The sequence below is a fragment of the Sphingopyxis indica genome (assembly GCF_032879645.1).
Taxonomy (GTDB): Bacteria; Pseudomonadota; Alphaproteobacteria; order Sphingomonadales; family Sphingomonadaceae; genus Sphingopyxis; species Sphingopyxis indica.
In genome coordinates this window covers 1,042,388-1,067,153 of record NZ_CP076394.1, presented here as the reverse complement: position 1 = coordinate 1,067,153, position 24,766 = coordinate 1,042,388, and the positions used below count along the sequence as shown (strand labels likewise).

Here is a 24,766-nt window from a genome sequence, read left to right as displayed (position 1 = left end):
TTCGGCAGATCGGTAATCACGATCAAGCGCCTCGAAAGGGCGAACCGACATGACCCCACATCAGCAGCTGATTAAGCACGACCCTGAAAACGGGCAATACGGCGACTGCCAGCGCACTTGCATCGCAGTAATCCTCGACCTTCACCCCTCCGAAGTTCCGCACTTCTGCGACGACCCGACCGCAGGGCGAGATTCGCCCAACTGGTGGCACAAACGCCAAACCCGTTGGCTGGCCGAGCGCGGCCTCGCCGAGGCGCGCTTTGCCTATTACGCCGACGAGTCCCTCGAGACCGTCCTACGGATCGCGTCGAAGACCAATCCGCACACGCCGATGATCCTCTGCGGCACGTCGCGGATCGGCGTCACGCACAGCGTGGTCGTTCTCGATGGCGAGATCGTCTGCGACCCAAGCGGCAACGGTATCGTCGGCCCTCCGACGAATGAAAACTGGGAAATCTCTGTGATCGGAGTTGCGGCATGATCGACCCTATCAAGGTTGCTGAAGCGCGTGAGCGTGACGAGGCCGAAGCCCGCGCCGCGGGTCACCGCATACGCGCCGCCGACGCCCTGCTCTGGTTCAAGGAATACGCCGAGGGGCGTCCCATAAACGAGGTCCTGCGCCTGAGCGTTTCGCTCGTTGCGGGATCGACGCCGCGCGCCCGCGAGGCGCTCTCGTTCGTGTCGAACGCCGCTGAGCAGATCCTGTCGACTATTCTCGCCGACGCCATCATCGAAGCGGAGCGGGCCTTCGAAGACACTCCCCGCCGACAGGCGCTGCGCGAGATGGTGGAGATCGGCGAATGACCTTCAAATACAGCCTGGTCTCCGACCTCCACCTCGACCACCCGCAACCCAAGACCCCGCCGCTCGAGCAGAACGTGATCGTTGCCGGCGACTGCGGCAACGGCCTCGTCGGTCTCAAGTATCTCAACAAGCTGAAGCGCAAGGGCCACTTCGTCTTCGCGGTCGACGGCAACCACGAGCACTACGCCAACGCGGCGCAGGGTCGGACGGTCGAGGACACCGAAACGGCTTTTGAGCTCGGCCTCGAGCAAGACATGGCGTTCGAGGTCGTGTCTGGGCTTTGGCTCGTCGGCTGCAACGGCTGGTATTGCGTTTCGGACCAGTCCTACTGGCGCTCGTATATGAACGACAGTCGGCTGATCGGCATCAACGCCAGCCAGGCCAACGCGCTCGCCCTGCGCGACGCGGCATTCGTCGATCGGATGCTGACCGAGATCCGTGGCAAGGCGATCGTCGTGACCCACACCGCCCCAGCGATGGCCTCGCTCGATCCGCGCTTCGAGGGCCAGTTCTCGAACGAATGGTATTGGAACCCGCACATGGAGCCGCTGCTGGCGAAGCATCGGCACAAGATCGCGGTCTGGCACCACGGCCACACCCACGCGGCGACGGATGTCGTCGTGCAGGGCGTCCGCATCGTGACGAACCCGCGCGGCTATCCGCGCGAGAACCCGGATTGGCGTCCGCTGACGATGGAGATCGAGACATGATTTTCACCGACGACCCCTCACCCGAACCCGAAGAGAAGTTCGACTTCTCCTCCCCCGAAGACGTCCTGATCGAGGTCATCTCCGACGACGATCCCTACGAACGCTGGGACTGGAAAGGCTTCAAGATCGAAACCTGCACAGTCATCAAAGGTGGGAACGGCGCTGCCAGCTACGAGCATGCCTATGGCGGTTTCCTCGACTACACGATGGAAGCGATCGCCGACTGCCCCAAGCGCGAAGGCTGGTTTGTCGTCGAGGGTGTCACCGCGGTCTATCGCCGAGGCGACGGCTGGACCACCGACGACGACATGGACTTCGAATGCGCCGGCATTCGCCCCGCCACCGACGAGGAAAGGGCGATGGCGTGATCGACCCCGACCACCTCCAGATCGAACCCTGGCCCCCGCGCGAACCCGGGGGGCAGCACGTCGGCTCTGGCCCCGCGGGGGTCAGGGTCACCCACACCCCGAGCGGCATCACGGCCTGCGTCGACATCGGCCGCTCGCAGCACATCAACCGAATGATCGCGATGGATATGATCCTTAGCGCGGTCACGCATCCGAGGTATCGAGCATGAATGTCAGTCAAATCATCAACGCCTCCGACCCGCATCGGGTCGCGGAAATATACTGCTCGCACTACGGCCCCGATGATGGTTGGGGTAACGTCGAGAGCGTCCTGAAATTTCGGACTACGCTTAACAATTCGATCGGTGTGGATGAGGGAGACGGCATGGTCGTCCTAATTTCCTCCCGCAAGGACGACGGTGATGAGCGGATCGATGTCTCGGGGCGGGATGCGGAAGCCACTAACTGGGCGATCGAATTCGAGCCGTGGGGGCGTTGGAAGCTTCTTCCTGTCGTTTGTGAGGGGGTCACCCTCAATCTCGACGAGATCGCCACGCATCTCTACTACGAGATGACCTATGCGGGTTGGCCGGAACAGGCTCTGGAGCGCTACAACCAAATTGTCGACGCTGCAGACGCAGTTCAGCGGGATTTTTCGTGATCTATTTCACGGCCCCGTCCCCGCAAAGGTGGCCTCGATCCCACCAACGCCGTTGCCGATTTCCCGCACCTCTATAAGGTGAAGAAGCCATGACCGTTGAAGTGACGACAATCGCCCAAGAGCTAAGCCTTGTCGAGAAAAATTTCCTGAAGCGCGTTTGCGACGGCCAGCAACTCGGCTGTGCCGATCGGATCGAGGACAGGGCTCGCCAGCGCCTGCGTAAGCTCGGGCTGGTTCACGTCGTGAAAAATCCGCGGCGTTGGGAGCCTCTCCCCCTCGGTCTCTCCGTTCGCGCTGTTCTGTAAGGATTTCCTGATATATGAGTCGAGTCACGGGCGTCTGCCTGTTCACCGAACCCGCCGAGGACCCGCGCTTGATCAAAGCCGTAACCGATTGGCTCGCAGAGAGGAATTTTGGGCCTCTGAAGGATGTCGCGGATCACGGTGGAGGCACCAAGCATCCGCAGTGGCGCGAATACAGCGCCGGCTACAACTACTTCGTCGATGCGGCCGAGTTTGCGGAGTTTGTCCTTGCTCTTGACTGGGACTGGCCGGAGAATGTCATCCTGATGACGCAGCGCGAGGACGAGCACATGAGCGTGTGGAGACGGACATGAGAAAGCCGACCGAGCCCAACATTCAGAACGTGCCAATTCGCACCGAGACGGGTCGCAAAATCCGCGAAGCGTTTCTTGCCGAGATCGATCCGAAGACCGGCGATTATTCGGTGATCGAGATGCGGATCATCGGGAGCCAGAAAAGGCGATGAGCACCTGTTTTGATCGCGCCCGCCAACGCCTGGACAAAGCTTTCGGCATCGGAGTTGAAGAGGCACACCATATCCTTCGCAGAAACGCCGAGGCCAAGCGTATCTATGATTGTGCGCTTCATGCCCTGGCAGAACAGGAGCAAGCGCTGGCCGACTGGCTCACGTTCCAGATCAAACACGAGCACGCCCCGGACGGCGCACCCATCGAAATGGATGAGTTGTATGCTAAGCGCCGGAAGGTAGCATTTGAGGCGGTCATGCGAAAATTTGCGCCGGACGAGGGCCAATGACCCACCCCAAAGTGCTAGCGATGGCGCGGGAGATCGCTGCAAACGAGCGTGGTGTTGATGCCATGCGAAAGGCATATCTCGACGGAACCCGTGATGACCAGTGCGAGGTCCGTATTGCGATCGTCGCGATCGAACGCACCACTGAGCTCGCCGAAGATTGGCTGCGCCACGACCTCGACGAGTGGCCCGATTATGTCGCGCCTGCTGATCTAGCCGACGCTATTGCCGATTTTCCTCATCTATTCAGTGACGATCGGCGTTAGGCGGCGGCGGGTCGTTAGCTCCCGGCTCGCACCCCTGAGGCCAAGGCTCATCGACTCCCCACTTGCCGAAGGTTCCGTAGCCGTTCACCTTCGGCTCGGTGCTGATCACCATCCGATGATCGCTGTCGACCATGTTGAGGATTTTTTCGGTCAGGTTCGACAGGATGCGCATATCGCGCAGTTCCTCGACAGGATGCTTGCCCTTTCCGTTTTTCCCAGATCGCACACACTTGAGAGCGATGAAGATGTGGTGTCGCAGGTCATCGCGCTCGATGCGGTGCATATCAGCCCTCAATCAGCCCGGCACGGATATTCGACGCCTCTACCCGGAGCGCGTTGGCCCTGATGCGAGCGTCCGAACTGCTCTCCTTGGCGAAGCGATCCGCCCTGCTATCGAGATAGTCGGCAATCCGCTCGGTCGGCGTCGGTCCATTGTGTCGATATTCAGGTGTCATGCCTTCGTCGGGTCCGCCTCGGTCTCGCGCCACTCTTCCAGCGCCCATTCGGCCACGCCGAGCATCAGATATGGCTCTGCGCGATTGGGGGCCAGCCGCTCGATCACCTTGCGCGCCGCCGCATGGGCCTCCTGTCCGGCTTCGAGATGCGCCATGTTCAGGCCGTGCTTCTTCGGGTCGTCCTTGTCGAGAACGCCCTTGTCGTCCATGGCCTCGAGCGTGAACTGAGCCACGCGCGCCTCCAAAGGCGACACGCCCTTCTGATCCAGCACTGCAAGCGCGGATGCGGTCGCTTCGTTCCTGATCTCGGGCGCGACGTCGTCGACGTCCCATAGCTCAAGCCCGCGGTATTTGCGGTCGATCGTTTCCATCTTTCGTCTCCGACTCGATTCTGTCTCTTGCTCAAATGTTCCACTTTCGTTCTAATTTGTCGAGTCATGAGTCGGCAGTATGTCTATGAAGCGAGAGACCTCGTTGATGCGGGTGTGTTCCATAAGAACATCCTCGCGCGTTGCCCCTGCGGACATTGGGCGATCCTCGAAAGCATTGACCTTTGGGCATGGTTCCGGCGCCGGGGCTGGGATGAACGCCTCTATGCCGTGCCGCGTCGGCTCCGCTGCACGAAGTGCTTTCAGGCCGGGCGCGTCAAACAGGGTCCGTCGATCGAGCTGGTGATGAAGGACGCGACGGTGAGGCTACCGTTCGCGGATATGCGAGAGTGGAAGCGCGAAGTTCAGCGGCGGCGTTGACTCTCGGAGCGGGCGCGTCATGCTCGCGAGCGAGGAGGCGCCTACGTGTAATCTTTATGAGGCGAAGACGGCGGTCCAGGAGATGGCCGACCTGTTCCGGGCCACGCCGACCCGAACCTTCAACGTGCCCGAGCAGGTCTACCCCGGCTATCCCGGCATCGTCGTCCGCGATCATGAAGGCCGCCGCGTCCTGCAATCGATGACTTGGGGCTTCCCTGTCCGCTTGAAGGGCATGAAGCCGACCAGCAAGCCGAAGCCGGTCAACAACGCCCGTGATGACAAACTGCTGACGCCGTTCTGGAAGCACTGGTTCGTGACGCCCGCGCATCGCTGCCTCATCCCCTTCACCGCCTTTGCCGAGGCAGAGGGGCCGAAGGGCAAGATGACGCGCACATGGATCAGCGTCGAAGATCAGCCTGTCGCGGCATGGGCCGGGCTATGGCGGCCGTCGGACGAATGGGGCGACTGCTATACCGGCGTCATGGTCGACGCGACCGAAGATCTGTTCGACATTCACGATCGAATGCCGGTGATTCTGCATCCCGACGAGCATGACGCATGGTTGCGCGCTCCCGCCGAGGAAGCGACGGCGCTGGTGCGGAAGTATCCGGCAAGCAGACTGGTCGTTGATCGCACGACAGAGCCATGGTTCAAGCGGAAGCCGGTCGAAGACCCGACGTTGATTTGAGGAGGGAGCGATGCCGACATTCGAAGTGCAAGGCCCCGATCCAGATGGCGATTATTGGGTTGTCCGCGTCGAGATGAAGGGCGCCGTCGAAAACCGAACCAGCTTGATAGAGACCTATTCGACGGCCGAGAGAGCGCAAGCGGCGGCCGACCGCTTCAACGCCGATCCGGATAGCGCACCGACTGATATTACGTAAGTCGCACAGCGACTTCTAATAACTGGCGCGACGGTGAATCCATACGCCCGTAATTGGGCTGGATGTCGATCCAACTAACCCATGGTATCGGACTCCTGTCAGGCGGGATGTTCGATTACGCCGCCCCCGGCAATTCCCTGATCAATATTCAGGACATTGCCCGTCCCCTCGCAAACAACTGCCGCTTTGCAGGGCACCTGCCCTGGCATTACTCGATTGCGCAACACGCGGTGAACGTCAGCCGGCTGGTGCCGGATGACCTCGCCTTCACCGGCCTCATGCACGACACGTCCGAGGCCTTCACCAACGACATCACCACGCCGCTGAAGGTCGCCCTCCCGGCATTCAAAGACCTCGAGGTTTCGATCGAGACCGAGATGGCGCGCCAGTTCGGATTTCAATTCCCGCTGCCACCCGAGGTAAAGCTCGCCGACCTTCAGATGCTCAAGGTCGAGAAGGAACTGATCAAGCAGGACTTCTCCGACTGGGAGGTTCTCCACGGCGTGGAGGACCCGCCCCTCGACGACCTGTGTCTCGACCCCCTCACCCCCGACCAAGCCTACGAACTTTTCATGGAGCGTTTCTATGAACTCGCGTCTTAATGCCCGCTGCATCGAACTCCACAAGGCCTCCGCCGACGCCGGCTGGTGGCCCGATCAAGTCACCCCCGAGCTTGTCGCTACCAAGCTGATGCTCGTCGTCACCGAGCTGTCCGAAGCTGATGAAGGCTTCGTGTCCGGCGGCAAGGACCAGCATCTCCCGCACCTCGACAGCTTCGCGGTTGAGCTCGCCGATGCCCGCATCCGTATCTTCGATCTGTGCGGCAAGCTCGGCATCGCTGTCGGCGACATCGTGGAAGGCTTCATTTCGGAAGCCAACGAGATCGGCGGCAACGATCACTCCTACCGTATCATGGACGCGGTGAACGCAATCTCGAAGGCGATGGAAGGCCACCGGAAGGGCCGGCATGAGCAGCTCGCCGAGGGCCTCGGCGAGGCACTCTTCATCGTCGATGTGATCGCCGAGACCTACGGCTACGACATCGAGTCCGTCACCGACGAGAAGCGCGACTACAACGCGCAGCGCGCCGACCACAAGCCCGACGCCCGCGCAGCGGCGGGAGGGAAGAAGCTGTGATCGAGTTCGGCTCCCTGATCTTCTGGATCGCCCTCGTCATCGGCCTTCTCGTGCCCGCAGCCGCGCTCGGGTATGGCGGCGACCGGGATGATGACATCCCGGTCTGGTTCGTCGCCCTGTGGCTTACCGGCCTGACCATCGTGGCTCACTTCGTTGTCGACAGCCTGCCCCTTCCGCAGCTGTCGACGACCACATGGCTGCTCGGGTTCGGCGCCTATCTCGCGATCGGCCTCGGATGGTCGGCCTTCCGCTGGTACCAGGACATGGTCGAGGTGAAGGCCGCGCTGGCGACACTCCGCAAGGACACAACGCGCCAATCGATGCTTGGCCTCTATGGGTTCCGCTCGGACCCGCCCAGTCCGCGGGACTGCCCCCGGCGGATCGGTTCGCGCATCGCCTATTGGCCGTTCCTGATCGTGGCCGAGTTCACTTCGATCTTCAGCTGGGTCGGCCAGCTCTTCGACTTCGTCTTCCGTGCCATCACCAACCGGGTGTTTCGGGATGCTTCAGTATAGCCCCTTCCCCGAGGTGAAGGGGTGTTCCGGAAAGATCTCCTACCCCAGCCGACCGGCCGCCGAAAAGGCGCGCCGGTCGTTCTGCCGTCGAAAAGGCAACGGACAAAAGCTGCAAGCCTACCACTGCGCGGCCTGCGGCGATTTTCATCTAGGACGACCACGACGTGGCTAACTTTCAAAACGACAGAGACCTGCTCGATGCGCTCATCGAGTGCATCGAGCACGACACTGATCCCGCAGAACTGGTTCAGAATTATCGCGACCTACGTCGGGGCTATCGATTTGCCCCGGGAGGTCCCGAGATTCCTTTGACCCGGGGATACTGGTCGAAGATTTCCCCGGAGGATCTTGAAGCCGTTATTCAGCACAAGTGGTTTGCGGTTGGCGACGACACGCGAGCTCACCCGGTTACTGCGCGTGCCAAGATTGACGGCCGGGCGGTTCAGCTGGGCCGGTTTGTTCTCGGGCTCGGGCCAGGCGACCCGCTCATCGCCGATCATGTGAATTATGACACCTTGGATAATCGGAGGGGCAACCTCCGGGTAGTTACGAAAACTGAAAGCGCGCAACATCGGCGCGCCTGGTCCCGAAAGCTCAAGGCCGGCCCCAGCAGCAAGCATAAGGGCGTGTATTGGAGGCCGGACAACGGCCTGTGGCGCGCGGTCATAAAGTTCCAAGGTCAGCCGATCAGCCTCGGCCAGTTTGCGGACGAGGACGACGCTGCTCGCGCCTACGACAGTGCCGCGAGAAAGTATCACGGGCAATTCGCTGAGCTTAACTATGGCTGATCCGCCCTACACGCTCCGCCCCTACCAAGCATCTGATCTTGCCTTTCATATCGGAGCGAAGAAATCGCTTAATCTGAGTGACCCCGGGACAGGCAAGACCGGGGTGGTCTGTGTCCTCGCCTATTACCATTGGACCAGACACGGCCGGAAGACGATCTGGGCCATGCCCAAGTCGCTGATGGAGAAGAACAAGGACGAGTTCGGGCTCTTTACCGAGTTCGAGCCCGAGGACATCGCGATCCTCGAGAGCGACTTTGCGCCGCTCACCAGGAACTGGACGGGGCCGACGTTCACGCGGCAAAAGCGCGTCCGCTCAATGCGCATCCGGCTCGCGTCCGGGGAGGTCACGAACACCCACCACTACGACGGACCGGGCCAGCTGGTTTATCCCTCGCCGCTCAAGAACGAGCAAGGCCCCGGCTGGTGGACGGTCGGCAAGGCGGCGCCGAGCCGCGAGCTGCCGAAGGAACCTGCCCTGTGCTTTCCGGTCCTCGGCCCCGACGGGAAACCGAAATACGACATCTTTTTCGAGGATGAAGAAGCCAAGGATCTGATCGCCGCGGCGAGCGACGCCAAGGTGTTCATCTGCACGTTCAGCTTTTTGCGCTCGCACTGGGAGCGACTGCTGGACACGATCCCCGAGATCGACCTTTTCCTCGTCGACGAGCTCCACATGGGCTACAGCACCGCGGATAGCCAGCAGACGGACAGTTTCTTTTTCGTCACCGATCGATGCAGCCAGTTCTGCGGCATGACCGGCACGCTGATCGACGGCCGCCTCGACAGCGCCTTCCCTGCGATCCACGCGATCGAGCCCCGCTATTATGGCTCGAAGCAAGGGTTCCTCGACGAGCACGCGCTCAAATACGACGACTTCGACCGCGTCGAGCTGTGGCACAATTTCGAGAAGATCCAAGCCATTCTCGCGCGCCACTCGGTCCGCCACACCTTCGAGGAGGTCTACGGCGACGAGCCTGTCCATTTCGAGACCAAGGTCGTAGAGATGGGGCCGCAGTGCCGGGAAAAATACGATGAGTTCCACGAGCAAGCGATGCTGGAACTCGACGACATGCGCGTGCTCGACGGCACACTCCCCGGCGTCAACCTAATCCGCGCCCAACAAATCATGGCCCACCCCGAAACGATGGGGCTGGCCAAGGGCGAGGTCACTGGCAAGGACAAGCTCCTTGCCGCCTACGCAACTGAAGGCCGGCCAATGCTGGTCTTCGCCCAACTCCAACCCGAGCAAGAACGCTGCGTCAAAGTCCTTGAGGAACAAGGGCTTCGCGTCGGCCTGATCAATGCAAATGTCTCGGCGAAAGAAAGAGCTCGGATCGACGCAGCGTTCTGCGCGGGCGAGCTCGATGCGATCGTCGGGTCCGGACCCACTGTAGCCGTCGGCTTCAACTGGGAAAGAGCGGACATCGTGGTCTTCATATCGATCGACTACAAGGACACCAACATTCTCCAGGCGTATCGACGCGGGAGCCGTGGCAATCGCACCACGACGCTTCGTGTGATCTTCGTGCAGTATAAAAACAGCGTTGATCAGCGAAAATATCAGATCGTAAAGATCAAATCTGAAACGGCCAATAAGGTCGACCCCACTCGACGTATCTTACAAGTCGCATAGCGACTTCTTCTTATCAACATGACCCAATCAACCCGCGTCCGTAGGATTCGCGGGTTCAATCCGAACATTCAATATTGGAGTTTGATTTTATGAGCACCGCATCTGCACTCGACAATGTCATGGCTCAGGCCGAGGCCGCCGCTGCCAACCACACGGCTCCCGACGTCCCGACCTACCAGCCCCCCGCGCTTCAGCAGCCGGGCGGCGTTCCGGCCAAGCGCACGCTGCAGTCGGTCAACGACAACGCCGGCATCCTCGTCGAGACCTATCTGCTGCCGAAGACCGAAGGTCTGAAGATCGGCAGCGACTTCAAGGGTCTCCTCGATGAAGTCGTCGGCATCGTCGACATGTCCGACGTCGTCGTGATCAGCCAGATCCGCGCCAACACGGGCGGCAACACGACCTTCGTGAAGAGCTATGACGGCGTCACGGCGGCGGGCGGCCAGAATTTCATGGCCGAACTCGCTCGCCTGCAGAAGACCAACGACAAGGTCGATGGTCCCTACGACACCGTCGAAATTCCCTTCGAACTCGCCGAGGACGTCAAGGACCCGAAGTCCTCGACCACGTTCGAGGCCGGCCTCGAGATCGGCTACACGCCGTCGCTCACCGGCTACAAGGAATTCCAGCGCTTCGTGAAGCAGCTGAACAAGGAAGACCCCTCGCTTCTCGAGGCTCGCCTCAAGGTGAAATTCATCCACGAGAAGAAGACCAACTCGAACAACAACGAGTGGGGCGTCGTCCGCTTCGAGAAGCTCGAAGTCCTCTGACGATCGTGCAGGTGGTCGCCCCCCCGCCACCTGCAAACGGAAGGGCGCCCAATTTGGGCGCCCTTCTTGTTCGTGTCGCGTCCGCCTATTTCGGCCTTTCCGATGAGACGGACGTGTTTCGGGAGGGGCGCATGCCCGCGACGTGCCGCGTCCGATGGGCAGTATCCATGGTGCTCCACCAAGACATTGGCTGGGGCAAGAAGCGGATCGCCAAGTTCCTGATCAAGGACAAGAAGGCGGTCCACTACGGGCTCAAGCGCGCTGAGGCCCTGTATCGTTCGGACGCACGCTTCTTCGACGGCGTCGAACTTCTGCGCAAAGAGGTTTTCCCGTGATCCACATTTACGACGGCAACAACGTGCGGCTTCGCGCGATGACGAAGCCGTCCCTCCCCGGTCAAAAGCGCCTCAGCCTCCGCCAGGAATATGAGCGGTCCCAGACCGGCTCGCATATCTGGTGCTGGGACGGCGCCCGTCACAACGACCGCCGCAAGGCGCTCTATCCAGCATACAAGGCCAAGCGGGAGCCCATGGCCGAGGATCATTTCGCTCAGATCCGGCTGTTCCGCGAATTGCTCACGCTGAGCCCCGCTCAGCAGTTCTGCGTCGAAGAGTGGGAGGCCGACGACGTCGTTGCCACCCTCGCCCGCCGCTTCGCCGCGCGCGGCATTCCCGTCACCTGTCACAGCAACGACCTCGACTATCTCCAGCTCGAGGCCAACCCCCTGATCAAGATCGAAGGCATACGGCGCGAGGCCCGCGTCGTAGCGCCGCGGTGGGTGCCGCTCTACAAGGCTCTGCGCGGTGACAGTTCCGACAACATCTCCGGCGTCGTCGGCTTCGGGCCTCTGACGTGGGAACGATCGGAACCCTATTGGCCCGACCTCGAAGCGGCCATCAGGCTCGGCTCGCTTCACGCCTTCGAACATATCCCTCTCCCCTCCCGCGTGATGGCGTGGCTCCACGAGCCCGGCAATCTCGAAGTCCTCCAGAACATGCTGCTGATCACGCACATGTTCGAAGTCCCCGAGGACGCCCTGAACAAGGGCGCGATCCCGGGGAACAATGATCCGATCGCAGCCGAGGCGCTGCTCAGCAGGTATTTTCTTTGAACAAATTCATCGAGTTGATCCGTGACGAAATTCATGCCGGCGTCGAGCCCTCTGATGTGCTCGACGCCCTGGCGGACGCGACAATCCCCCTGATCAGCACCGTCTCCGAGACCTCGGAGCTCACGCCCCCTCAAGTCCTCGACTATTTTCAGCACCGGCAGGACCAGATCTTTGTCCATTTCATCCAAGCTCATTGACGCCCGCACCACCGAGGCCGAGCTCGAGGCACTCCGTGCCGAGCTTCTGGCCGCGCTGTGCGTTGGCGTCGACATCGAAACGCAGGACGAAGACCGCCACGACGGCCTGAACGCCTACAACAACGGCAAGCGCCACGTCTTCGATCACCGCCGCACGGTCATCACCGGTATCTCGCTCTACCCCGAGGGGTCGGAGACGGCCTATTACATCAACGCGGCGCACGCCGATGAAGAGAACCGGCTTGCGCTCGGGGCGGTCCTGGAGATCCTCTCCTGGATAAATCCTGAGGCGATCCGGGTTGCCCACAACGCGGCCTTCGAGCTCGTCATGCTCGAGCAGTGCTGGCAGTACATTCTCGAGAACGTGGTCTGCACGCTCCAGATGGCGGTGTCACATCACGGCCCCGACGAGTACGAGATCCGCCGCTTCCTCGATGAACCGCTCAACGGGTTCGTGAAGATTGCCAAGGCGGCGAAGATGGCCTTCTCGGGCTACGACCCCGACACCCGCGGGCGCGAGCTCAACAGCGATCAGGCCGAGATGCTCGGCAAGTTCATCAGCAAGACGTCGAAGGCAGCCCACAGCTACAACGGCCACGTCGACGCTCTCGCGCTCGGCTACGGCCTTAAGAAGCTGGTGAAGAGCCTGTTTGGCTACCAGATGGCCACGTTCGAAGAGACGCTGAAGGCACACGGCGCGTCTCATATGGGCGAGCTCACCGGCGAGCAGGTCGTCGATTACGGCGCCGACGACGCTTACTGGGCCGTCCGCGTGTTCCGCGAACTCGAGAAGCGGATGCTGGCCGAGAACCCAGCTGCGCTGGTCGCATTCCTGCGAACCGAAAATCCGATGGTCCGTCACTATGCCAACATGTGGCGCGACGGCCTCCGCCTCGACCTCGAGCAGGTCTACGAGCGTCAGGGTGTCGAGCGCGAGAACATGGCGACCGTGCTCCGCAAATTCAAAGCCCAGATCAAGGAGCTGTTGCCCTTCCCCGAGGGGAAGAACGAGAAGCTCGCCGAGCATGAGGACTGGTACGAGAAGCACTGGGAGAAAAAGCGCAAGCAGATCACCGAATGGGCGAGCACGCCGGACAGCGAGGACGCCTACGAGCAGTGCACGCAGGCCTCGAACCCGATCGGCAATGCCTGGGCCGAGGAGAAGGGCATCAAGCTCGCTGGCGGCCGTCTGAACCTCGTCCACTACCACGGAATGCGGACGATCCTCTATGACCTGATGGGCCTGAAGATCCGTTTCAGCGACGGCAAGGTCGGCAGTGATGCCGAGGTGCGCGGTCGCATGATGCTGCGCGCCCAGAAGGAGGAGGACAAGCAGACCGAGGCGATCCTGACCTCGCTGCAGGAAATGGCCGAGATCGAGCAGCGCATGAAGCTCTATCTCACGCCCTACACCCAGCTGATGGATCCAGAAACGTCCCGCGTTTATCCGTCGATCAGCTCGAAGCTGGCCACGCGCCGCCTCGCGGCGTCCTTCCCCAACCCCATGCAGCTCGCGAAGCAGGGCAATTCGACGTATATCCGCAGCTTCTATCTCGCGGATGATGACGACCATCTCGTGGTCTCGGCCGACTGGTCGTCGGTCGAGCTGGTGCTGATCGGCGATTTCAGCAACGATCCCGGCTTCGCGGAGGTCTTTGGTCAGCTCCCCTACGGCGACCTTCACTCCGGCGCCGCGGCCGATTGTCTCGCCGTCAAGACCCTGCCGGGGCTCACCGAGGAGGAGTTCAAGCTCTTCAAGTTCGGCGAAAACCCGAACGGCCGCATCCTGCGCAACACCGCGACCGGCGCGATCATGGAGCCCAAGGCGTTCTTCAAGCACGCCCGTGGCACCCCGGTCGGCAAGGGCGCCAACTTCAACTACTGGTATTCGGGTTCGCTCTCGACCGTGGGCGGAAACCTCGGCTGGTCCAGCGACGAAATGTGGGAAGCGGTCGATCGCTACCGCGCGCGCTTCCCGCTTGCTGAAAAGTGGCGGGTCGACACGCAGACCGAGGTGACCGAGTTCGGCTTTGTCACGCTCCCCGACGGCCACCGCCGTGCGCGCTACGAGGCCACACAGGCGTGGGCCTCGGCAATGCGTCACAAGTTCGCCGAGATCGACGCCTCGCCGAGCCTGAACGCTTATGCCGAGCTCGCGATCAAGCGCATCCAGAGTCGCGCCCGCAATCAGGCGGTCAACGCTATGATCCAGGGCTCCTGCGCAACGCTGGCCAAACAGTCGATCCTCAACCTCACTCCCATGCTCGAAGCCGCCGGCATCGCGGACAAAGTCCGCTTCATGATGCCGATCCACGACGAGCTCGTGTTCTCTGTCCACCGCGATGTCGTGATGATCTTCATCCCGCTGCTGCGGAAGGCCATGTGCACGCATCCCAATGTCGTGAAGACCCTCCCGCTCGACTGCACCGTGTCGATCGGGAAGACCTTCCGGCCCTACAACGCCACGCCGTTCTCCCAGTGGGAGCTCGACGAGGCCGCCCCATACGAAGACCTCATCCCGCCCGAACTGCAGGGCAAGAAACTCCCCGACGACATCGTCGCTCGGGTCGTCAACTTCCTCGCCGACACCAAGGTGCCGGCAAATGACATCGGAAAAGCAAAGGTAGTAGCGTGAAAATCTACAAGAAGGATTCCAAGGGCAAGACCCGCGTCTGGTCGATGGAGCGCGAGGGCAGTCGCCACCGCACCGTTGCCGGCCTCCTCGACGGCAAGCTGGTTGTCAGCGAATGGACGCAGTGCGTTGGCAAGCAGGGTCGCACCGACGACGAGCAGGCTCAGTTCGAGGTCGATGCGGCCTACAAACACAAACTGACGCGCGAGTATCACGAGCGTCTCGAGGACATCGACGGCGGCGCCCATTTCTTCAAGCCGATGCTGGCAGAGAAATACGAGGTATTCGAGCCGGGCTTCGCTCAGCCGAAGCTCGACGGCGTGCGTTGCATCGCGACCAAAGACGGGTTGTTCAGCCGCCAGGGCAAGCCGATCACCAGTTGCCCCCACATCATTGCTGAGCTTGCGCCACTGTTCGAGCACACACCGTCGCTCGTTCTCGATGGCGAGCTCTACAATCACGAGCTGAAGGACAACTTCAACGAGATCATCAGCCTCGTGCGCAAGCAAAAGCCGACGCCCGAGCAGTTGGCCGAAACCGCCAAGGTCGTCGAGTATCACGTCTACGATCTACCCGGTGACGAGGCCTTCAGCTCGCGCTTCTACGACAAGATCTTCACCGAGCAGATGTTTTGCGTTCATCAGGTCGAGACGATCCGCGTGAATTGCCAAGAGGACTACGACGAGGCCCACGGTCTCTGGCTCGAGGAGGGCTACGAGGGATCGATCTGGCGCGCCGACGCCGCCTACGAGCAGAAGCGTTCGAAGGCGCTGCGCAAGCGCAAGGAGTTTGTCGACGACGAGTTCGAGCTCGTTTCGATCGAGGAAGGGCTCGGCAACTGGTCTGGCATGGCCAAGCGAGCGATCTGTCGCCTCCCGGACGGCCGCACCTTCGGCGCGGGCATCAAGGGCACGCAGGAGCGCGCCCGCGAGCTGCTGAACGAGGACCACAAGGTCGTGACCGTTCAGTTCTTCCAATTCACCCCCGACGGCGTCCCGCGTTTCCCCGTCGCGACCAAGTTCCACGGCGCGGAAAGGACGCTTTGATGACCACCATCTCTTCGACCGCCATCCTCCGATCGCGCAACGCCGCGGCCCCGGACAAAGTCCTTTCCACCCTCCTGCTCCGCTACCCGCGGTGCATCCATGCCGAGTTCATGACGCACCGCGTCTTCAGCCGGAACGCAGCGAGCTCGCGCGCCATCCCGGTCGAGAAGCTGATCAAGGACGTTATCGAAAACCCGTTCGTGCCGGTGTTCTGGGGTCTGAACCAGAAGGGCATGCAGGCGACCGTTCACTCTCCCACGGTGGAGATGGTCATCGACGGCGGATACTGCATGCCGGACTCGCGTGTCACCTTCGACGCCGAGAAAGAATGGCTACGCGCCCGCGACAAGGCGGTGGAGATGGCCCACACCTTCGCCAAGGCGGGATACCACAAGCAGATCGTCAACCGCCTGCTCGAGCCGTTCGCACATATCACCGTCCTCGTCAGCGGTACCGAGTGGGACAATTTCCTCGAGTTGCGCGACCACGAGGCCGCCGAGCCGCACATCCAGATCCTCGCGCGCGAGATCAGGAAGTGCCTCGAACGCGAGGAGGACATTCAGGAGCTGCAGCCGGGCGAATGGCATTTGCCGTTCGTCAATTCTCAGCGTGAGGACGATGGGACCCTCTCTCTCCGGCTCGACATTTCAGATGGGGTTATTCAGGGAACTCAGTTCCTGGCATCTGAAGAGGCGATTAAACTCTCCGTCGCCCGCTGCGCCTCGACAAGCTACAAGACCGTGGACGGCTTCGACATGACCATGGATCGAGCGATCGAGCTGCACGACAAGCTGGTGAGCAGCACCCCGATCCACGCCAGCCCGGCCGAGCACGTCGCGCAGGCGGACAATCTGATGGACGGCCCAGGCGAGGACGGCGATCTCTATCAGGTGTGGGCTCACGAACAGGAGCACGGCAACTTCGTCGGCTTCCGCCAGTATCGGCACATGCTCTGATGGTTTCCTATCGTCGCATTCCGCCGCCGAAACCCGGCTTCATTCTCGAAGCGTCGAAGCTCGCCTCCGACTATACGATTCCGATGATTCTTCATTGCCCCGAGTGCGGCACTCGTCATATCGATGAGGAGGCGTTTGCCGAGGTCGCGCACCACACGCACGCCTGTCAGGGCTGCGGCTTCGTCTGGCGACCGGCAAAGGTGAACACCCACGGGGTTCGGTTCCTACCGGGTTACACAAACGAGGGAGTCGCATAGCGACTGCCTCGATACGAGACGCGCCTCCCGTCAAGGTTGCGTAGGGAAGTCCTTCAGAAATGGAGGACTTCCCTTTGATTTACTACGTAGCCAAGCTGATCTCCTCGCTGATCGTTTTGACCCTCGTTTACCTACTGGGGTCATTCGTCAGCCTGAGTTGGAACCCGGCCCAGTGGCAACCGGTGATGCGGTTCGTTTCCGCAATCTGCTTCGTTTGGTTTTTCGTTATCGTGGAGCGTGGTCGTGGCTTCGTCGCGCCGGAAGAATGATGGCAGCGAGGCGCAGGATGCGTTTTTCGACACGATGCGCAAGCGCCCTGGCGTCGTCATCGAGCGCTTTTGGGATCAGTCCGATCTTAGGGGCCGCAACGGTGGTCGTGCCGTGGCTGACTATCCCAAGCCTGCGGACTTCCTCGTCACGCAGAACGCTACGATTGAATATGCCGAGGTCAAGTCGGTTCAATCTGCGACCAGCTTCCCCTTTTCCAACATCGAACGTGGCCAACGATCTGCTGCCCTGAGGCAGGCATTGGTCGGCGGCCCCTACAACTTCTACATCTTCAGCTACGGCCTCGGGCGGTGGTTCAAGATGACGGCTCAATTCTTCAGCGAAGCCGTCGCCGCAGGAAAGGCGTCGGCCAAATTTAAGGACCTCACCCCTTGGCAACTATGACCGATATCATGGTGGATCTCGAGACCACCGGAACGAAGCCCGCTCATTCGGGTATTCTGCAGCTCGCAGCCATCAAGTTCAATCTCGAGGAGCAGGCGGTCGGCGAGGTCTTCGACCGCTGCCCTGCGCTTCTCCCTAACCGCTTCTGGGACGAGGGCACGCGCGAATTCTGGGGCCAGCACTCGTCCACTTATTCGAGCATCATCGCTCGCCAAGAGGACGCCGAGCAGGTCTTCGTCGACTTCTCGAAGTGGGTGACCAAGGACGCCCCGCAGAACGGCTATCGCTTCTGGTCCAAGCCCCTCAGCTTCGACTGGCCGATGCTCGCGAGCCACTTCGAACAGCTCGGTCGCCCGATGCCATTCCACTACCGGCAGGCGCGCGACCTCAACACCTACATCGCCGCGTGCCGCGATCGCGGTGCCGAGCACATCGACATGAGCTTCATCCAAGCCGGAGTCGCCCACAACGCGCTCTCTGACTGCGCTCAGCAGCTGAAGATGTTCTTCTCCGCCAAGAACGGGGTATTCCATGAAGTTCTCGCTGAATAACGGGAAGCGGGTCGCTCTCATCGGCGACCCGCATCTCGGCCGCCGGTTCGAAGCCGGCGTCCCCCTACACCGCCGCGGCGAGCGCGAGTGCCGGCAGCTCCAGAAATTTCAGGAGCAACTCGTGCAGGAGGCAGACATCGTCGTCATGGTCGGAGATCTCTTCGATCACCCGCACGTCGGCTACAAGGTCGTGCTCGACGCCTATGTCGCGATCGACGCAGCCGCTCAGGCAACCGGCAACGAGATTCTGCTCCTCGCGGGCAACCACGACCTTCCGCGTAAGCTGGAAGTTATCGGTGCATTTGAGATGCTCGAGGCTCTCCTCGACGGCCACCCTAAAGTCACCATTGTTCGCCGTCCGTGGATCAAGGACGGGCTGGCTCTGTTCCCGTGGGAATGGAGCCGCACCGCACTCGATCAGGTCGAGAAGCTCTACGACAACGGGCGGGTCGAGGTCGCGATCGGCCACTGGGATCTCCAGTCGTTCGGCGGCGACGACAGCCACATGGCACCGACCGCCGCGCTCAAGGCGAAGTTCGGCGACGGGCTTACGATCTATTCCGGGCATTATCACCTGCCGGGCGAGTATGAGGTCGACGGGCACACCGTCATCTGCACCGGTTCGATGGAGCCCTACAGCCACGCCGAGGACCCCGACGGCTCGCTCTACGTCACCCTGACGCTGGAGGAGCTCGAGGCGCGCGACGATCTCGCGGACAAGTGCGTGCGCGTCCTCCTCGCCGAGGGCGAGGAACTCCCCGACGATCTCGACTGCCTCGCGCTGACCGCCAAACGGGCGTCGAAGGACAACGGGGAGGCCGGAGAGGTCTCGCTCGGCGACTTCGACTGGACCAGCATCCTTGCCGAGAAGCTGAAGCCGCTGACACCGGAGGTCCGCGAGTTCATCGAGGAGAGGCTCAGTGAAGTGGTTGATTGACCGCTGCTGGCGTTGTCTCGCACGTCGCCACCGATGCCGCTGCCGCGGCGCGCTGGTCGCGTCCGGGTATCTGCCCCTGGAGGGTTGCTGACGTGAAACTGCTGTCGAGTGCCGAGATCAAGCGGGTGATCACCGCTGCCGTAAAGGCCGGCGTCGAGTACGACGAGGTTGACATTCGCGCGGATGGAATCACATTCCGTCGCCCGAAGGCGCAATCAGGCAGCGATTATGACGACTGGAAACACAGTGAATCACGGTCTCCACGTCGTTAAGGCCGGGGCGCGCTGGTACATATACGCATGGCGGGGCGGCCCTCAAATCTATAGTGAGAAAGGACCACGCCCGGTGATCACACGGGCGCTTCTCGACCGCGCTGCCGAGCTTCGGGTCACCCCCACTTACGGACTGAAGGGTCTGATCGCTGACTATAAGAAGAGCCCGGAATTCCAGCGGCTCTCCGACAGCACCCAGCGAGACTATCGCCGAACACTCGACCGCATCGATGAGAAATTTGGCCGCGCTCGGCTCGGCGCATTCGAAGACCGGCGCATGCGCGGCGACATCATCGCTTGGCGAGATGAGTGGCGCGACAAGCCACGCACTGCGGACAAGCTCACGGTGATGCTGGGCACGCTCCTTGAATGGGGGCTCCAGCGCGGCCGTCTGAGAATCAACGTCGCGCACAATATCCCCCTGCTCCACAGCGCCGATAAATCGGACGAGATCTGGGAGCGACGCCATATCCGCGCCATGGTCGGCGCGCCGGCTCAGCTTCGTGATGCGCTGAAGATCGCCGCCTTCACCGGCCTGCGACTCGGTGACCTCGTCCGTCTGGACTGGTCACACGTCCACGACAAATCGATCGTCATCGTGACGAAGAAGCGCAAGGGGCGCGCCGTCATCCCTATCACTTCCACGCTGCGTCGGCTGCTCGATCGCCGTGAATGGCGGACCGGCACGATCCTTCGCAACAGCAGAGGCAAGCCTTGGACCGAGAGCGGTCTCGGCAGCGTGTTCCAAAAGCACAAGCCTGAGGGGTTCGATAGGACCATTCACGATCTGCGCGGGACCTACGTCACATGGCTCGCCACGATGGGGCTGACGGACGAGGAAATCGCCCGGATCATCGGTTGGACAGCGCAGCGGATCGGGGCAATTCGAGCTCGGTATGTCGACGAACAAAGAGTGATTGTATCGCTCGTCGAGAGGCTGGCAGCTGTAAAATCGGTGTAAAACTTTTCCAGCCCCGTCTCGGAGGCTCGAAAAAAGTCAAGCATTTTCAAGGAGTTTTTGGTAGCGGAGGAGGGACTTGAACCCCCGACACGCGGATTATGATTCCGCTGCTCTAACCAGCTGAGCTACTCCGCCCCGAAAGGCCGCCGCTGCGGGCGAGCAGCGCCTATAGGCATGGCGGCGGCGGCGGTCAATATCGTGCGTGCGGTCCGCGAAAATTCCGCGCGAAGGCGAACTCCCATGGGCCGCCGCGATAGAAATGCGCCGCGAGTCCCGCGATGGCGAGCGGCCGCGGGCGGAAATCTTTGGCCAGCTCGGCGAGCAGCGCGCGCGCCGCCTCGGGCGTCACCTTGTTCTGCACCGTGATGTGGAGCCGCGGCGTGCCGCGATCCTGCGCCGGTAGCATCCCGGCAAAGCGCTCGGCGATGCGCGCGCGGATGGCGAGCAGGTCGGGGCTCTCGATGCGAAAGGCGACGCCGCGGCCGAGCGAATAGACCTCGCGCAGCATCGCGCGCGGCGGCGGCGTGTCGGCGGCGATCGTGTGGATCAGCCGCTCGAGCTCGGCGCGCGCAGACGGCGGCAGCTGATGAAAGAGCGTGATATGCGCGGCGAGATAGTTACGTTCGGGCGGAAAATGCGCGGCGCGCAATGCGTCGAAATGGCGCTGGTCCGCCGCACCCATCGTTCCAGTGACGACGATGGGCGCGGCGCCAGCGGCGCGGTCGGGAGGGGGGATGGCCGCGCCGGCTATTTCGAGGTTCTCGCGCAGGGGCGGCGGGGTGCCGGCCCCGATTGTCGGGAACGAGGGCGCAGATGGTCGTTCGCGGCGCCGAAAGCCAATCGATAAATTGGCTCACAATAATCGATTGAGCCGTTCAATCGCGCGCCTCCCTATCGAGTCCGTCCCAAAAGGCGCGTAGCGACGCCGCGACCGTAAGGGGACGCTCGGCGATCGCCCAATGCCCCGCGTCCTCGATCATCGTGAGCGGAAAGCCCCGCGCCGCGGCAAAACGACTGGCGACGGACCGGTCGACATAGGGATCGTCGGCGCCCCAGATCAGCGCGCCGCGACGCGGCAAGCGGTCGAGGTCGCGCGCCCAGTCGCGCGAAAAATCGAGCCCGTGCGCCGAGCGATAGAGCCTCAGGATCGCGCGGCGCTTGTCCTTGTTCGCCCATTGGCGGGCTTCTTCGGCAGCGATCGCGGCGGGCATACCCTGCTCGGCGAGCCCCCTGGCGAGCGCGGCGGGCCGGCTCAGCGCCATGAATATCTCGCCGAGCAGCGGCGTGTTCCAGATGCGCGCGATGCGATGGCCGCGATAGTCGGGATCGATCACGGCGTTCGACACCGCCCAGCTGCGGATGAGGTCGGGGCGCAACGTCGCGGCGCGCTGCGCGATCAGCGCGCCCCAGTCGTGGCCGACGATGTCGATCGGACCGTGCGCCACAGCGAGCGCCTCGGCCTCGCCCGCCGCCCAGTCGGCATAGGCCTCCTTGGTCGCCGCAAAGCCCGCGGGCAGCGGACCGGTGAAGCCGGGCAGCGCGGGCACCGCGACGGGCGTGTCGCCAAGGTCGAGCGTGCCGATCAAGGGCCCCCAGATCGCCGGGCTGTCGGGAACGCCGTGGAGGAACAGCTTCGCGGTGGTCATGCTCCCTCCCATCTTCCGTCGCCCCAGCGAAAGCTGGGGCCGCGATCGGCGCAGCGCAGGGCTTCCAGCGGCCCCAGCTTCCGCTGGGGCGACGTTTTTCTACATCTCTCCCCGCGCCCGCCGGATCTCATACCATTTCTGCACATTCGCACTGTGCTCGGCGAGGGTGCGCGCGAAGACGTGACCGCCGTCGCCTTTCGCCACGAAATAGAGGTAGTCGTTCGGTGCGGGGTCGAGCACCGCGGCGATCGACGCCTTGCCCGGATTGGCGATCGGCCCCTTGGGGAGCCCTGCCATGCTGTAGGTGTTGTAGTCGTTCACCGCCTCGATCTCCGACCGCTTGATGCGGCGGCCGAGCGGCTTGCCCCTGGTGATCGGATAGATGATCGTCGGATCGGCCTGCAGCCGCATCCCGACCGCAAGCCGGTTGGTATAGACCCCCGCGACCGCGCGGCGCTCGGCGGGCACCGCGGTCTCCTTCTCGACGATCGAGGCGAGCGTCAGCGCCTCGTTGCGGGTCTTCGCCGCGGTGCGCGGGCTGCGTTTCGCCCACAATTCCGCAAAGGCCTTGTCCATCGCCGCCTGCATCCGCTTGAGCACCGCGGCGCGCGTCTCGCCGCGCGTATAGGCATAGGTGTCGGGCAGCACGCTGCCCTCGGCCGGGACCGCGATTTTTCCGGTCAGCCGCTTCTCGGCCATCAGCCGTTCCCACACCATGATCGAGGGCATGCCTTCGGGAATGGTGACGAAGCGCTGGACGGTCCTGCCCGCCTGCATCAGCGCGAGGATGTCGCCCGCGCTCATCCCCTTTTTCACTTCATATTCGCCGGGCTTGATGGGCGCGTCGCCGCCGAAGAAGCGCGCGTGGTTGACGAAGGCCGAGGCCGAGGTCGCCCCCGCCTCCTCCAATATCTCGCCCGCCTTTGCGATGCTCGCGCCCGGCGGGATGACGACCACCGTGTCGCGCGGCGCGCCGCCCGAACAGGCGGTCAGCGCCATGGCGAGCAAGGCTGCAAGCAGCCAGCGCATCGCGTCAGGCTTCGACCGCCTTGACGATCAGGCTCGCATTGGTGCCGCCGAAACCGAAGCTGTTGTTGAGCGCGGCCTTGACGGGGCGCGCCTTCGCCTTGTGCGGGACCAGGTCGACGCCTTCGGTGCCTTCGTCGGGGTTGTCGAGATTGAGCGTCGGCGGAACGATCTGGTCGCGGATCGCGAGGATGCAGAAGATCGTCTCGACCGCGCCGGCGCCGCCGAGCAGGTGGCCGATCGCCGATTTGGTCGAGCTCATCGACACGGTGCCGATCGCATCGCCGAACAGCCGCTTGACCGCGCCGAGCTCGATCGTGTCGGCCATGGTCGAGGTGCCGTGGGCGTTGATATAGTCGATGTCGGCGGGGGTCATGCCCGCCTTTTTCAGCGCCATCTCCATCGAACGATAGGCGCCGAAACCTTCGGGGTGCGGCGCGGTGACGTGATAGGCGTCGCCCGACAGGCCATAGCCGACGACCTCGGCATAGATTTTGGCGCCGCGCGCCTTGGCATGTTCATATTCCTCGAGCACGACGACGCCCGCGCCCTCGCCCATCACGAAACCGTCGCGGTCCTTGTCATAGGGACGGCTCGCCTTTTCGGGGGCGTCGTTGCTGCTCATGTTGAGCGCGCGCGCCTGCGCGAAGCCCGCGATGCCGATCGGGCAGATCGTCGATTCGGACCCGCCCGCGAGCATGATGTCGGCGTCGCCGTCCTTGATCATCCGCGCCGCATCGCCGATCGAATGCGCGCCGGTCGAACAGGCGGTGACGACCGCATGGTTCGGGCCCATCAGGCCATATTTGATGCTGACCTGCCCCGAGATGAGGTTGATGAGGCGGCCGTGGACGAAGTGCGGGCTGACGCGCCCCGGCCCCTTTTCGGCGAGCAGCAGGCTTTCGCTCTCGATCCCCGGCAGCCCGCCGATCCCCGAGCCGATCGAGCAGCCGGTACGCAGCCGGTCCTCTTCGCTCATCTCGGTCAGCCCGGCGTCCTCGATCGCCTGGCCCGCGGCGTCGATGCCATAGATGATGAAAGGATCGACCTGGCGCTGCACCTTATGATCGACGCGCTTGTTCGGGTCGAAACCATAGTCATGGTCGGCGGGCTTCACCTCGCACGCGATCGTGCATTTCTGGTCCGACGCGTCGAAGCGGGTGATGGTTCCCGCGCCCGATTTTCCGGCAAGCAGATTGGCCCAGCTGGTTTCGACGTCTCCGCCCAGCGGCGTCACCAATCCCAAACCCGTCACCACAACGCGGCGCATAGTCGTTCCTTTCGTCGGTCCCCGGTCCCGCGGGGACGCGTTTCATATAGCCGTCGGCGCGCAGCCTTCAAAACACCGGCGCATAAAAAAAGCTTCCCGGCCGCAGCGCCGAAACGCCCTGGACCGGGAAGCCGGAAACGCGTGGGCAGCGTCGCCGCCGCGTCCGGCCGCGCCGGACCGGGCAGCCTTAGCCCTTGTTCGCTTCGATATAGTCGATCGCATCCTTGACGGTCGCGATCTTTTCCGCCGCATCGTCGGGGATTTCGACGCCGAATTCTTCCTCGAACGCCATCACCAGTTCGACGATATCGAGGCTGTCGGCGCCCAGATCGTCGATGAAGCTCGCTTCTTCGGTGACCTTGTCGGCTTCGACACCCAGATGTTCGACGACGATCTTTTTAACCTTTTCAGCCGAATCGCTCATGCACAGTTCCTTTTTCTGGCTATGTCGTGAATGT

At 62.4% G+C, this 24,766-nt stretch carries 41 protein-coding genes and 1 tRNA gene; 33 read left to right on the top strand and 9 right to left on the bottom strand.

Translation table 11 applies throughout. The features are described 5' to 3' along the window. Positions 1-49: 49 nt before the first annotated feature. The 11 genes from KNJ79_RS05070 to KNJ79_RS05020 all read left to right on the top strand — a co-directional run bounded on the left by KNJ79_RS05070 (position 50) and on the right by KNJ79_RS05020 (position 3,843). Positions 50-481, top strand: a complete 432-nt coding sequence (locus KNJ79_RS05070; protein ID WP_317153041.1) for a hypothetical protein — start codon at positions 50-52, stop codon at positions 479-481. After that, positions 478-804 carry a hypothetical protein gene (locus KNJ79_RS05065; protein WP_317153040.1) on the top strand — a complete coding sequence of 109 codons (327 nt, stop codon included), beginning with the start codon at positions 478-480 and terminating at the stop codon, positions 802-804. The genes KNJ79_RS05070 and KNJ79_RS05065 overlap by 4 nt, the downstream gene beginning before the upstream one ends. Then, complete coding sequence (locus tag KNJ79_RS05060) at positions 801-1,514, top strand: metallophosphoesterase (RefSeq protein ID WP_317153039.1); 714 nt, start codon at positions 801-803, stop codon at positions 1,512-1,514. The genes KNJ79_RS05065 and KNJ79_RS05060 overlap by 4 nt, the downstream gene beginning before the upstream one ends. Then, positions 1,511-1,882, top strand: a complete 372-nt coding sequence (locus KNJ79_RS05055; protein ID WP_317153038.1) for a hypothetical protein — start codon at positions 1,511-1,513, stop codon at positions 1,880-1,882. The genes KNJ79_RS05060 and KNJ79_RS05055 overlap by 4 nt, the downstream gene beginning before the upstream one ends. Further along, positions 1,879-2,091: a peptide chain release factor family protein gene (locus tag KNJ79_RS05050; RefSeq protein ID WP_317153037.1), complete on the top strand. Its 213-nt coding sequence runs from the start codon at positions 1,879-1,881 to the stop codon at positions 2,089-2,091. Before KNJ79_RS05055 ends, KNJ79_RS05050 begins: the two co-directional genes overlap by 4 nt. Further along, positions 2,088-2,522: a DUF6557 family protein gene (locus tag KNJ79_RS05045; protein ID WP_317153036.1), complete on the top strand. Its 435-nt coding sequence runs from the start codon at positions 2,088-2,090 to the stop codon at positions 2,520-2,522. The genes KNJ79_RS05050 and KNJ79_RS05045 overlap by 4 nt, the downstream gene beginning before the upstream one ends. Before the next feature lie 89 nt (positions 2,523-2,611). Next, positions 2,612-2,827, top strand: coding sequence for a hypothetical protein (locus KNJ79_RS05040; protein WP_317153035.1), 216 nt, complete (start codon positions 2,612-2,614; stop codon positions 2,825-2,827). 14 nt (positions 2,828-2,841) lie between these two features. Further along, positions 2,842-3,138, top strand: coding sequence for a hypothetical protein (locus tag KNJ79_RS05035; protein WP_317153034.1), 297 nt, complete (start codon positions 2,842-2,844; stop codon positions 3,136-3,138). Beyond that, complete coding sequence (locus KNJ79_RS05030; protein ID WP_317153033.1) at positions 3,135-3,290, top strand: DNA polymerase; 156 nt, start codon at positions 3,135-3,137, stop codon at positions 3,288-3,290. Before KNJ79_RS05035 ends, KNJ79_RS05030 begins: the two co-directional genes overlap by 4 nt. Then, on the top strand, positions 3,287-3,580 hold the full coding sequence (locus KNJ79_RS05025; protein ID WP_317153032.1) for a hypothetical protein: 294 nt from the start codon (positions 3,287-3,289) through the stop codon (positions 3,578-3,580). The genes KNJ79_RS05030 and KNJ79_RS05025 overlap by 4 nt, the downstream gene beginning before the upstream one ends. Next, positions 3,577-3,843, top strand: coding sequence for a hypothetical protein (locus KNJ79_RS05020; protein ID WP_317153031.1), 267 nt, complete (start codon positions 3,577-3,579; stop codon positions 3,841-3,843). Before KNJ79_RS05025 ends, KNJ79_RS05020 begins: the two co-directional genes overlap by 4 nt. On the opposite strand, the gene KNJ79_RS05015 is transcribed toward KNJ79_RS05020, so the two are convergent. Genes KNJ79_RS05015 through KNJ79_RS05005 form a run of 3 tightly spaced genes read right to left on the bottom strand, consistent with a single transcriptional unit; the run spans position 3,824 to position 4,669 of the window. Beyond that, the gene (locus tag KNJ79_RS05015; RefSeq protein WP_317153030.1) at positions 3,824-4,126 is read right to left on the bottom strand and encodes a hypothetical protein; all 303 of its coding nucleotides are present in this window, start codon (positions 4,124-4,126) and stop codon (positions 3,824-3,826) included. The genes KNJ79_RS05020 and KNJ79_RS05015 overlap by 20 nt on opposite strands. Before the next feature lies 1 nt (position 4,127). After that, entirely contained in the window at positions 4,128-4,298 is a 171-nt protein-coding gene (locus KNJ79_RS05010; RefSeq protein ID WP_317153029.1) for a hypothetical protein, read from the bottom strand. Beyond that, complete coding sequence (locus KNJ79_RS05005) at positions 4,295-4,669, bottom strand: hypothetical protein (protein WP_317153028.1); 375 nt, start codon at positions 4,667-4,669, stop codon at positions 4,295-4,297. The genes KNJ79_RS05010 and KNJ79_RS05005 overlap by 4 nt, the downstream gene beginning before the upstream one ends. Positions 4,670-4,735: 66 nt before the next feature. Here KNJ79_RS05005 and KNJ79_RS05000 point away from each other — a divergent pair, with 66 nt between their 5' ends. The 22 genes from KNJ79_RS05000 to KNJ79_RS04895 all read left to right on the top strand — a co-directional run bounded on the left by KNJ79_RS05000 (position 4,736) and on the right by KNJ79_RS04895 (position 20,366). Then, on the top strand, positions 4,736-5,047 hold the full coding sequence (locus KNJ79_RS05000; RefSeq protein WP_317153027.1) for a hypothetical protein: 312 nt from the start codon (positions 4,736-4,738) through the stop codon (positions 5,045-5,047). Positions 5,048-5,129: 82 nt separating this feature from the next. Further along, positions 5,130-5,735 (top strand): SOS response-associated peptidase, encoded by a 606-nt coding sequence (locus KNJ79_RS04995; RefSeq protein WP_317153026.1) that lies wholly within the window; start codon positions 5,130-5,132, stop codon positions 5,733-5,735. A gap of 10 nt (positions 5,736-5,745) precedes the next feature. Beyond that, positions 5,746-5,931, top strand: a complete 186-nt coding sequence (locus KNJ79_RS04990) for a hypothetical protein (RefSeq protein ID WP_317153025.1) — start codon at positions 5,746-5,748, stop codon at positions 5,929-5,931. Positions 5,932-6,038: 107 nt separating this feature from the next. Continuing rightward, entirely contained in the window at positions 6,039-6,533 is a 495-nt protein-coding gene (locus tag KNJ79_RS04985) for a YfbR-like 5'-deoxynucleotidase (RefSeq protein ID WP_317153024.1), read from the top strand. After that, positions 6,517-7,068, top strand: a complete 552-nt coding sequence (locus KNJ79_RS04980) for a nucleoside triphosphate pyrophosphohydrolase family protein (protein ID WP_317153023.1) — start codon at positions 6,517-6,519, stop codon at positions 7,066-7,068. Before KNJ79_RS04985 ends, KNJ79_RS04980 begins: the two co-directional genes overlap by 17 nt. Continuing rightward, complete coding sequence (locus KNJ79_RS04975; protein WP_317153022.1) at positions 7,065-7,583, top strand: hypothetical protein; 519 nt, start codon at positions 7,065-7,067, stop codon at positions 7,581-7,583. The genes KNJ79_RS04980 and KNJ79_RS04975 overlap by 4 nt, the downstream gene beginning before the upstream one ends. 164 nt (positions 7,584-7,747) lie before the next feature. Beyond that, on the top strand, positions 7,748-8,371 hold the full coding sequence (locus KNJ79_RS04970; protein WP_317153021.1) for an AP2 domain-containing protein: 624 nt from the start codon (positions 7,748-7,750) through the stop codon (positions 8,369-8,371). Beyond that, positions 8,364-10,004, top strand: a complete 1,641-nt coding sequence (locus KNJ79_RS04965; protein ID WP_317153020.1) for a DEAD/DEAH box helicase family protein — start codon at positions 8,364-8,366, stop codon at positions 10,002-10,004. The genes KNJ79_RS04970 and KNJ79_RS04965 overlap by 8 nt, the downstream gene beginning before the upstream one ends. An 89-nt stretch (positions 10,005-10,093) precedes the next feature. Then, positions 10,094-10,774 carry a hypothetical protein gene (locus tag KNJ79_RS04960; RefSeq protein WP_317153019.1) on the top strand — a complete coding sequence of 227 codons (681 nt, stop codon included), beginning with the start codon at positions 10,094-10,096 and terminating at the stop codon, positions 10,772-10,774. Positions 10,775-10,827: 53 nt separating this feature from the next. Further along, positions 10,828-11,109 (top strand): hypothetical protein, encoded by a 282-nt coding sequence (locus KNJ79_RS04955; protein ID WP_317153018.1) that lies wholly within the window; start codon positions 10,828-10,830, stop codon positions 11,107-11,109. Continuing rightward, entirely contained in the window at positions 11,106-11,885 is a 780-nt protein-coding gene (locus KNJ79_RS04950; protein ID WP_317153017.1) for a hypothetical protein, read from the top strand. Before KNJ79_RS04955 ends, KNJ79_RS04950 begins: the two co-directional genes overlap by 4 nt. Further along, the gene (locus KNJ79_RS04945) at positions 11,882-12,082 is read left to right on the top strand and encodes a hypothetical protein (protein ID WP_317153016.1); all 201 of its coding nucleotides are present in this window, start codon (positions 11,882-11,884) and stop codon (positions 12,080-12,082) included. The genes KNJ79_RS04950 and KNJ79_RS04945 overlap by 4 nt, the downstream gene beginning before the upstream one ends. Then, the gene (locus KNJ79_RS04940; protein ID WP_317153015.1) at positions 12,057-14,717 is read left to right on the top strand and encodes a DNA polymerase; all 2,661 of its coding nucleotides are present in this window, start codon (positions 12,057-12,059) and stop codon (positions 14,715-14,717) included. Before KNJ79_RS04945 ends, KNJ79_RS04940 begins: the two co-directional genes overlap by 26 nt. Continuing rightward, positions 14,714-15,760, top strand: a complete 1,047-nt coding sequence (locus KNJ79_RS04935) for an ATP-dependent DNA ligase (RefSeq protein ID WP_317153014.1) — start codon at positions 14,714-14,716, stop codon at positions 15,758-15,760. Before KNJ79_RS04940 ends, KNJ79_RS04935 begins: the two co-directional genes overlap by 4 nt. Continuing rightward, positions 15,760-16,716 (top strand): FAD-dependent thymidylate synthase, encoded by a 957-nt coding sequence (locus KNJ79_RS04930; RefSeq protein WP_317153013.1) that lies wholly within the window; start codon positions 15,760-15,762, stop codon positions 16,714-16,716. The genes KNJ79_RS04935 and KNJ79_RS04930 overlap by 1 nt, the downstream gene beginning before the upstream one ends. Further along, a complete protein-coding gene (locus KNJ79_RS04925; protein ID WP_317153012.1) occupies positions 16,716-16,973 on the top strand; it encodes a hypothetical protein in 258 nt (85 codons plus the stop codon). The genes KNJ79_RS04930 and KNJ79_RS04925 overlap by 1 nt, the downstream gene beginning before the upstream one ends. 59 nt (positions 16,974-17,032) lie before the next feature. Then, complete coding sequence (locus KNJ79_RS04920) at positions 17,033-17,242, top strand: hypothetical protein (RefSeq protein WP_317153011.1); 210 nt, start codon at positions 17,033-17,035, stop codon at positions 17,240-17,242. Beyond that, positions 17,217-17,645 carry a hypothetical protein gene (locus KNJ79_RS04915; RefSeq protein ID WP_317153010.1) on the top strand — a complete coding sequence of 143 codons (429 nt, stop codon included), beginning with the start codon at positions 17,217-17,219 and terminating at the stop codon, positions 17,643-17,645. Before KNJ79_RS04920 ends, KNJ79_RS04915 begins: the two co-directional genes overlap by 26 nt. Next, positions 17,642-18,196: a 3'-5' exoribonuclease domain-containing protein gene (locus KNJ79_RS04910; protein WP_317153009.1), complete on the top strand. Its 555-nt coding sequence runs from the start codon at positions 17,642-17,644 to the stop codon at positions 18,194-18,196. The genes KNJ79_RS04915 and KNJ79_RS04910 overlap by 4 nt, the downstream gene beginning before the upstream one ends. Beyond that, the gene (locus tag KNJ79_RS04905) at positions 18,177-19,133 is read left to right on the top strand and encodes a metallophosphoesterase (RefSeq protein WP_317153008.1); all 957 of its coding nucleotides are present in this window, start codon (positions 18,177-18,179) and stop codon (positions 19,131-19,133) included. Before KNJ79_RS04910 ends, KNJ79_RS04905 begins: the two co-directional genes overlap by 20 nt. A gap of 92 nt (positions 19,134-19,225) precedes the next feature. Then, entirely contained in the window at positions 19,226-19,405 is a 180-nt protein-coding gene (locus KNJ79_RS04900; protein ID WP_317153007.1) for a hypothetical protein, read from the top strand. A 73-nt stretch (positions 19,406-19,478) separates the two neighbouring features. Further along, positions 19,479-20,366: a tyrosine-type recombinase/integrase gene (locus KNJ79_RS04895; RefSeq protein WP_317153006.1), complete on the top strand. Its 888-nt coding sequence runs from the start codon at positions 19,479-19,481 to the stop codon at positions 20,364-20,366. A 58-nt stretch (positions 20,367-20,424) separates the two neighbouring features. Here the strand turns inward: KNJ79_RS04895 and KNJ79_RS04890 are convergent. The 6 genes from KNJ79_RS04890 to KNJ79_RS04865 form a co-directional block, all read right to left on the bottom strand. Further along, positions 20,425-20,501: transfer RNA gene (locus KNJ79_RS04890), tRNA-Met, on the bottom strand. A gap of 55 nt (positions 20,502-20,556) precedes the next feature. Further along, the gene (locus tag KNJ79_RS04885) at positions 20,557-21,048 is read right to left on the bottom strand and encodes a 2'-5' RNA ligase family protein (RefSeq protein ID WP_317153005.1); all 492 of its coding nucleotides are present in this window, start codon (positions 21,046-21,048) and stop codon (positions 20,557-20,559) included. A 193-nt stretch (positions 21,049-21,241) separates the two neighbouring features. After that, entirely contained in the window at positions 21,242-22,012 is a 771-nt protein-coding gene (locus KNJ79_RS04880; protein WP_317153004.1) for an alpha/beta fold hydrolase, read from the bottom strand. Positions 22,013-22,111: 99 nt separating this feature from the next. Further along, positions 22,112-23,041, bottom strand: a complete 930-nt coding sequence (mltG, locus tag KNJ79_RS04875) for an endolytic transglycosylase MltG (RefSeq protein WP_317153003.1) — start codon at positions 23,039-23,041, stop codon at positions 22,112-22,114. Between the two features lie 4 nt (positions 23,042-23,045). Beyond that, a complete protein-coding gene (gene fabF / locus KNJ79_RS04870) occupies positions 23,046-24,308 on the bottom strand; it encodes a beta-ketoacyl-ACP synthase II (protein ID WP_089215654.1) in 1,263 nt (420 codons plus the stop codon). A 187-nt stretch (positions 24,309-24,495) separates the two neighbouring features. Next, positions 24,496-24,732 (bottom strand): acyl carrier protein, encoded by a 237-nt coding sequence (locus KNJ79_RS04865; RefSeq protein WP_003039428.1) that lies wholly within the window; start codon positions 24,730-24,732, stop codon positions 24,496-24,498. Between the last annotated feature and the right edge of the window lie 34 nt (positions 24,733-24,766).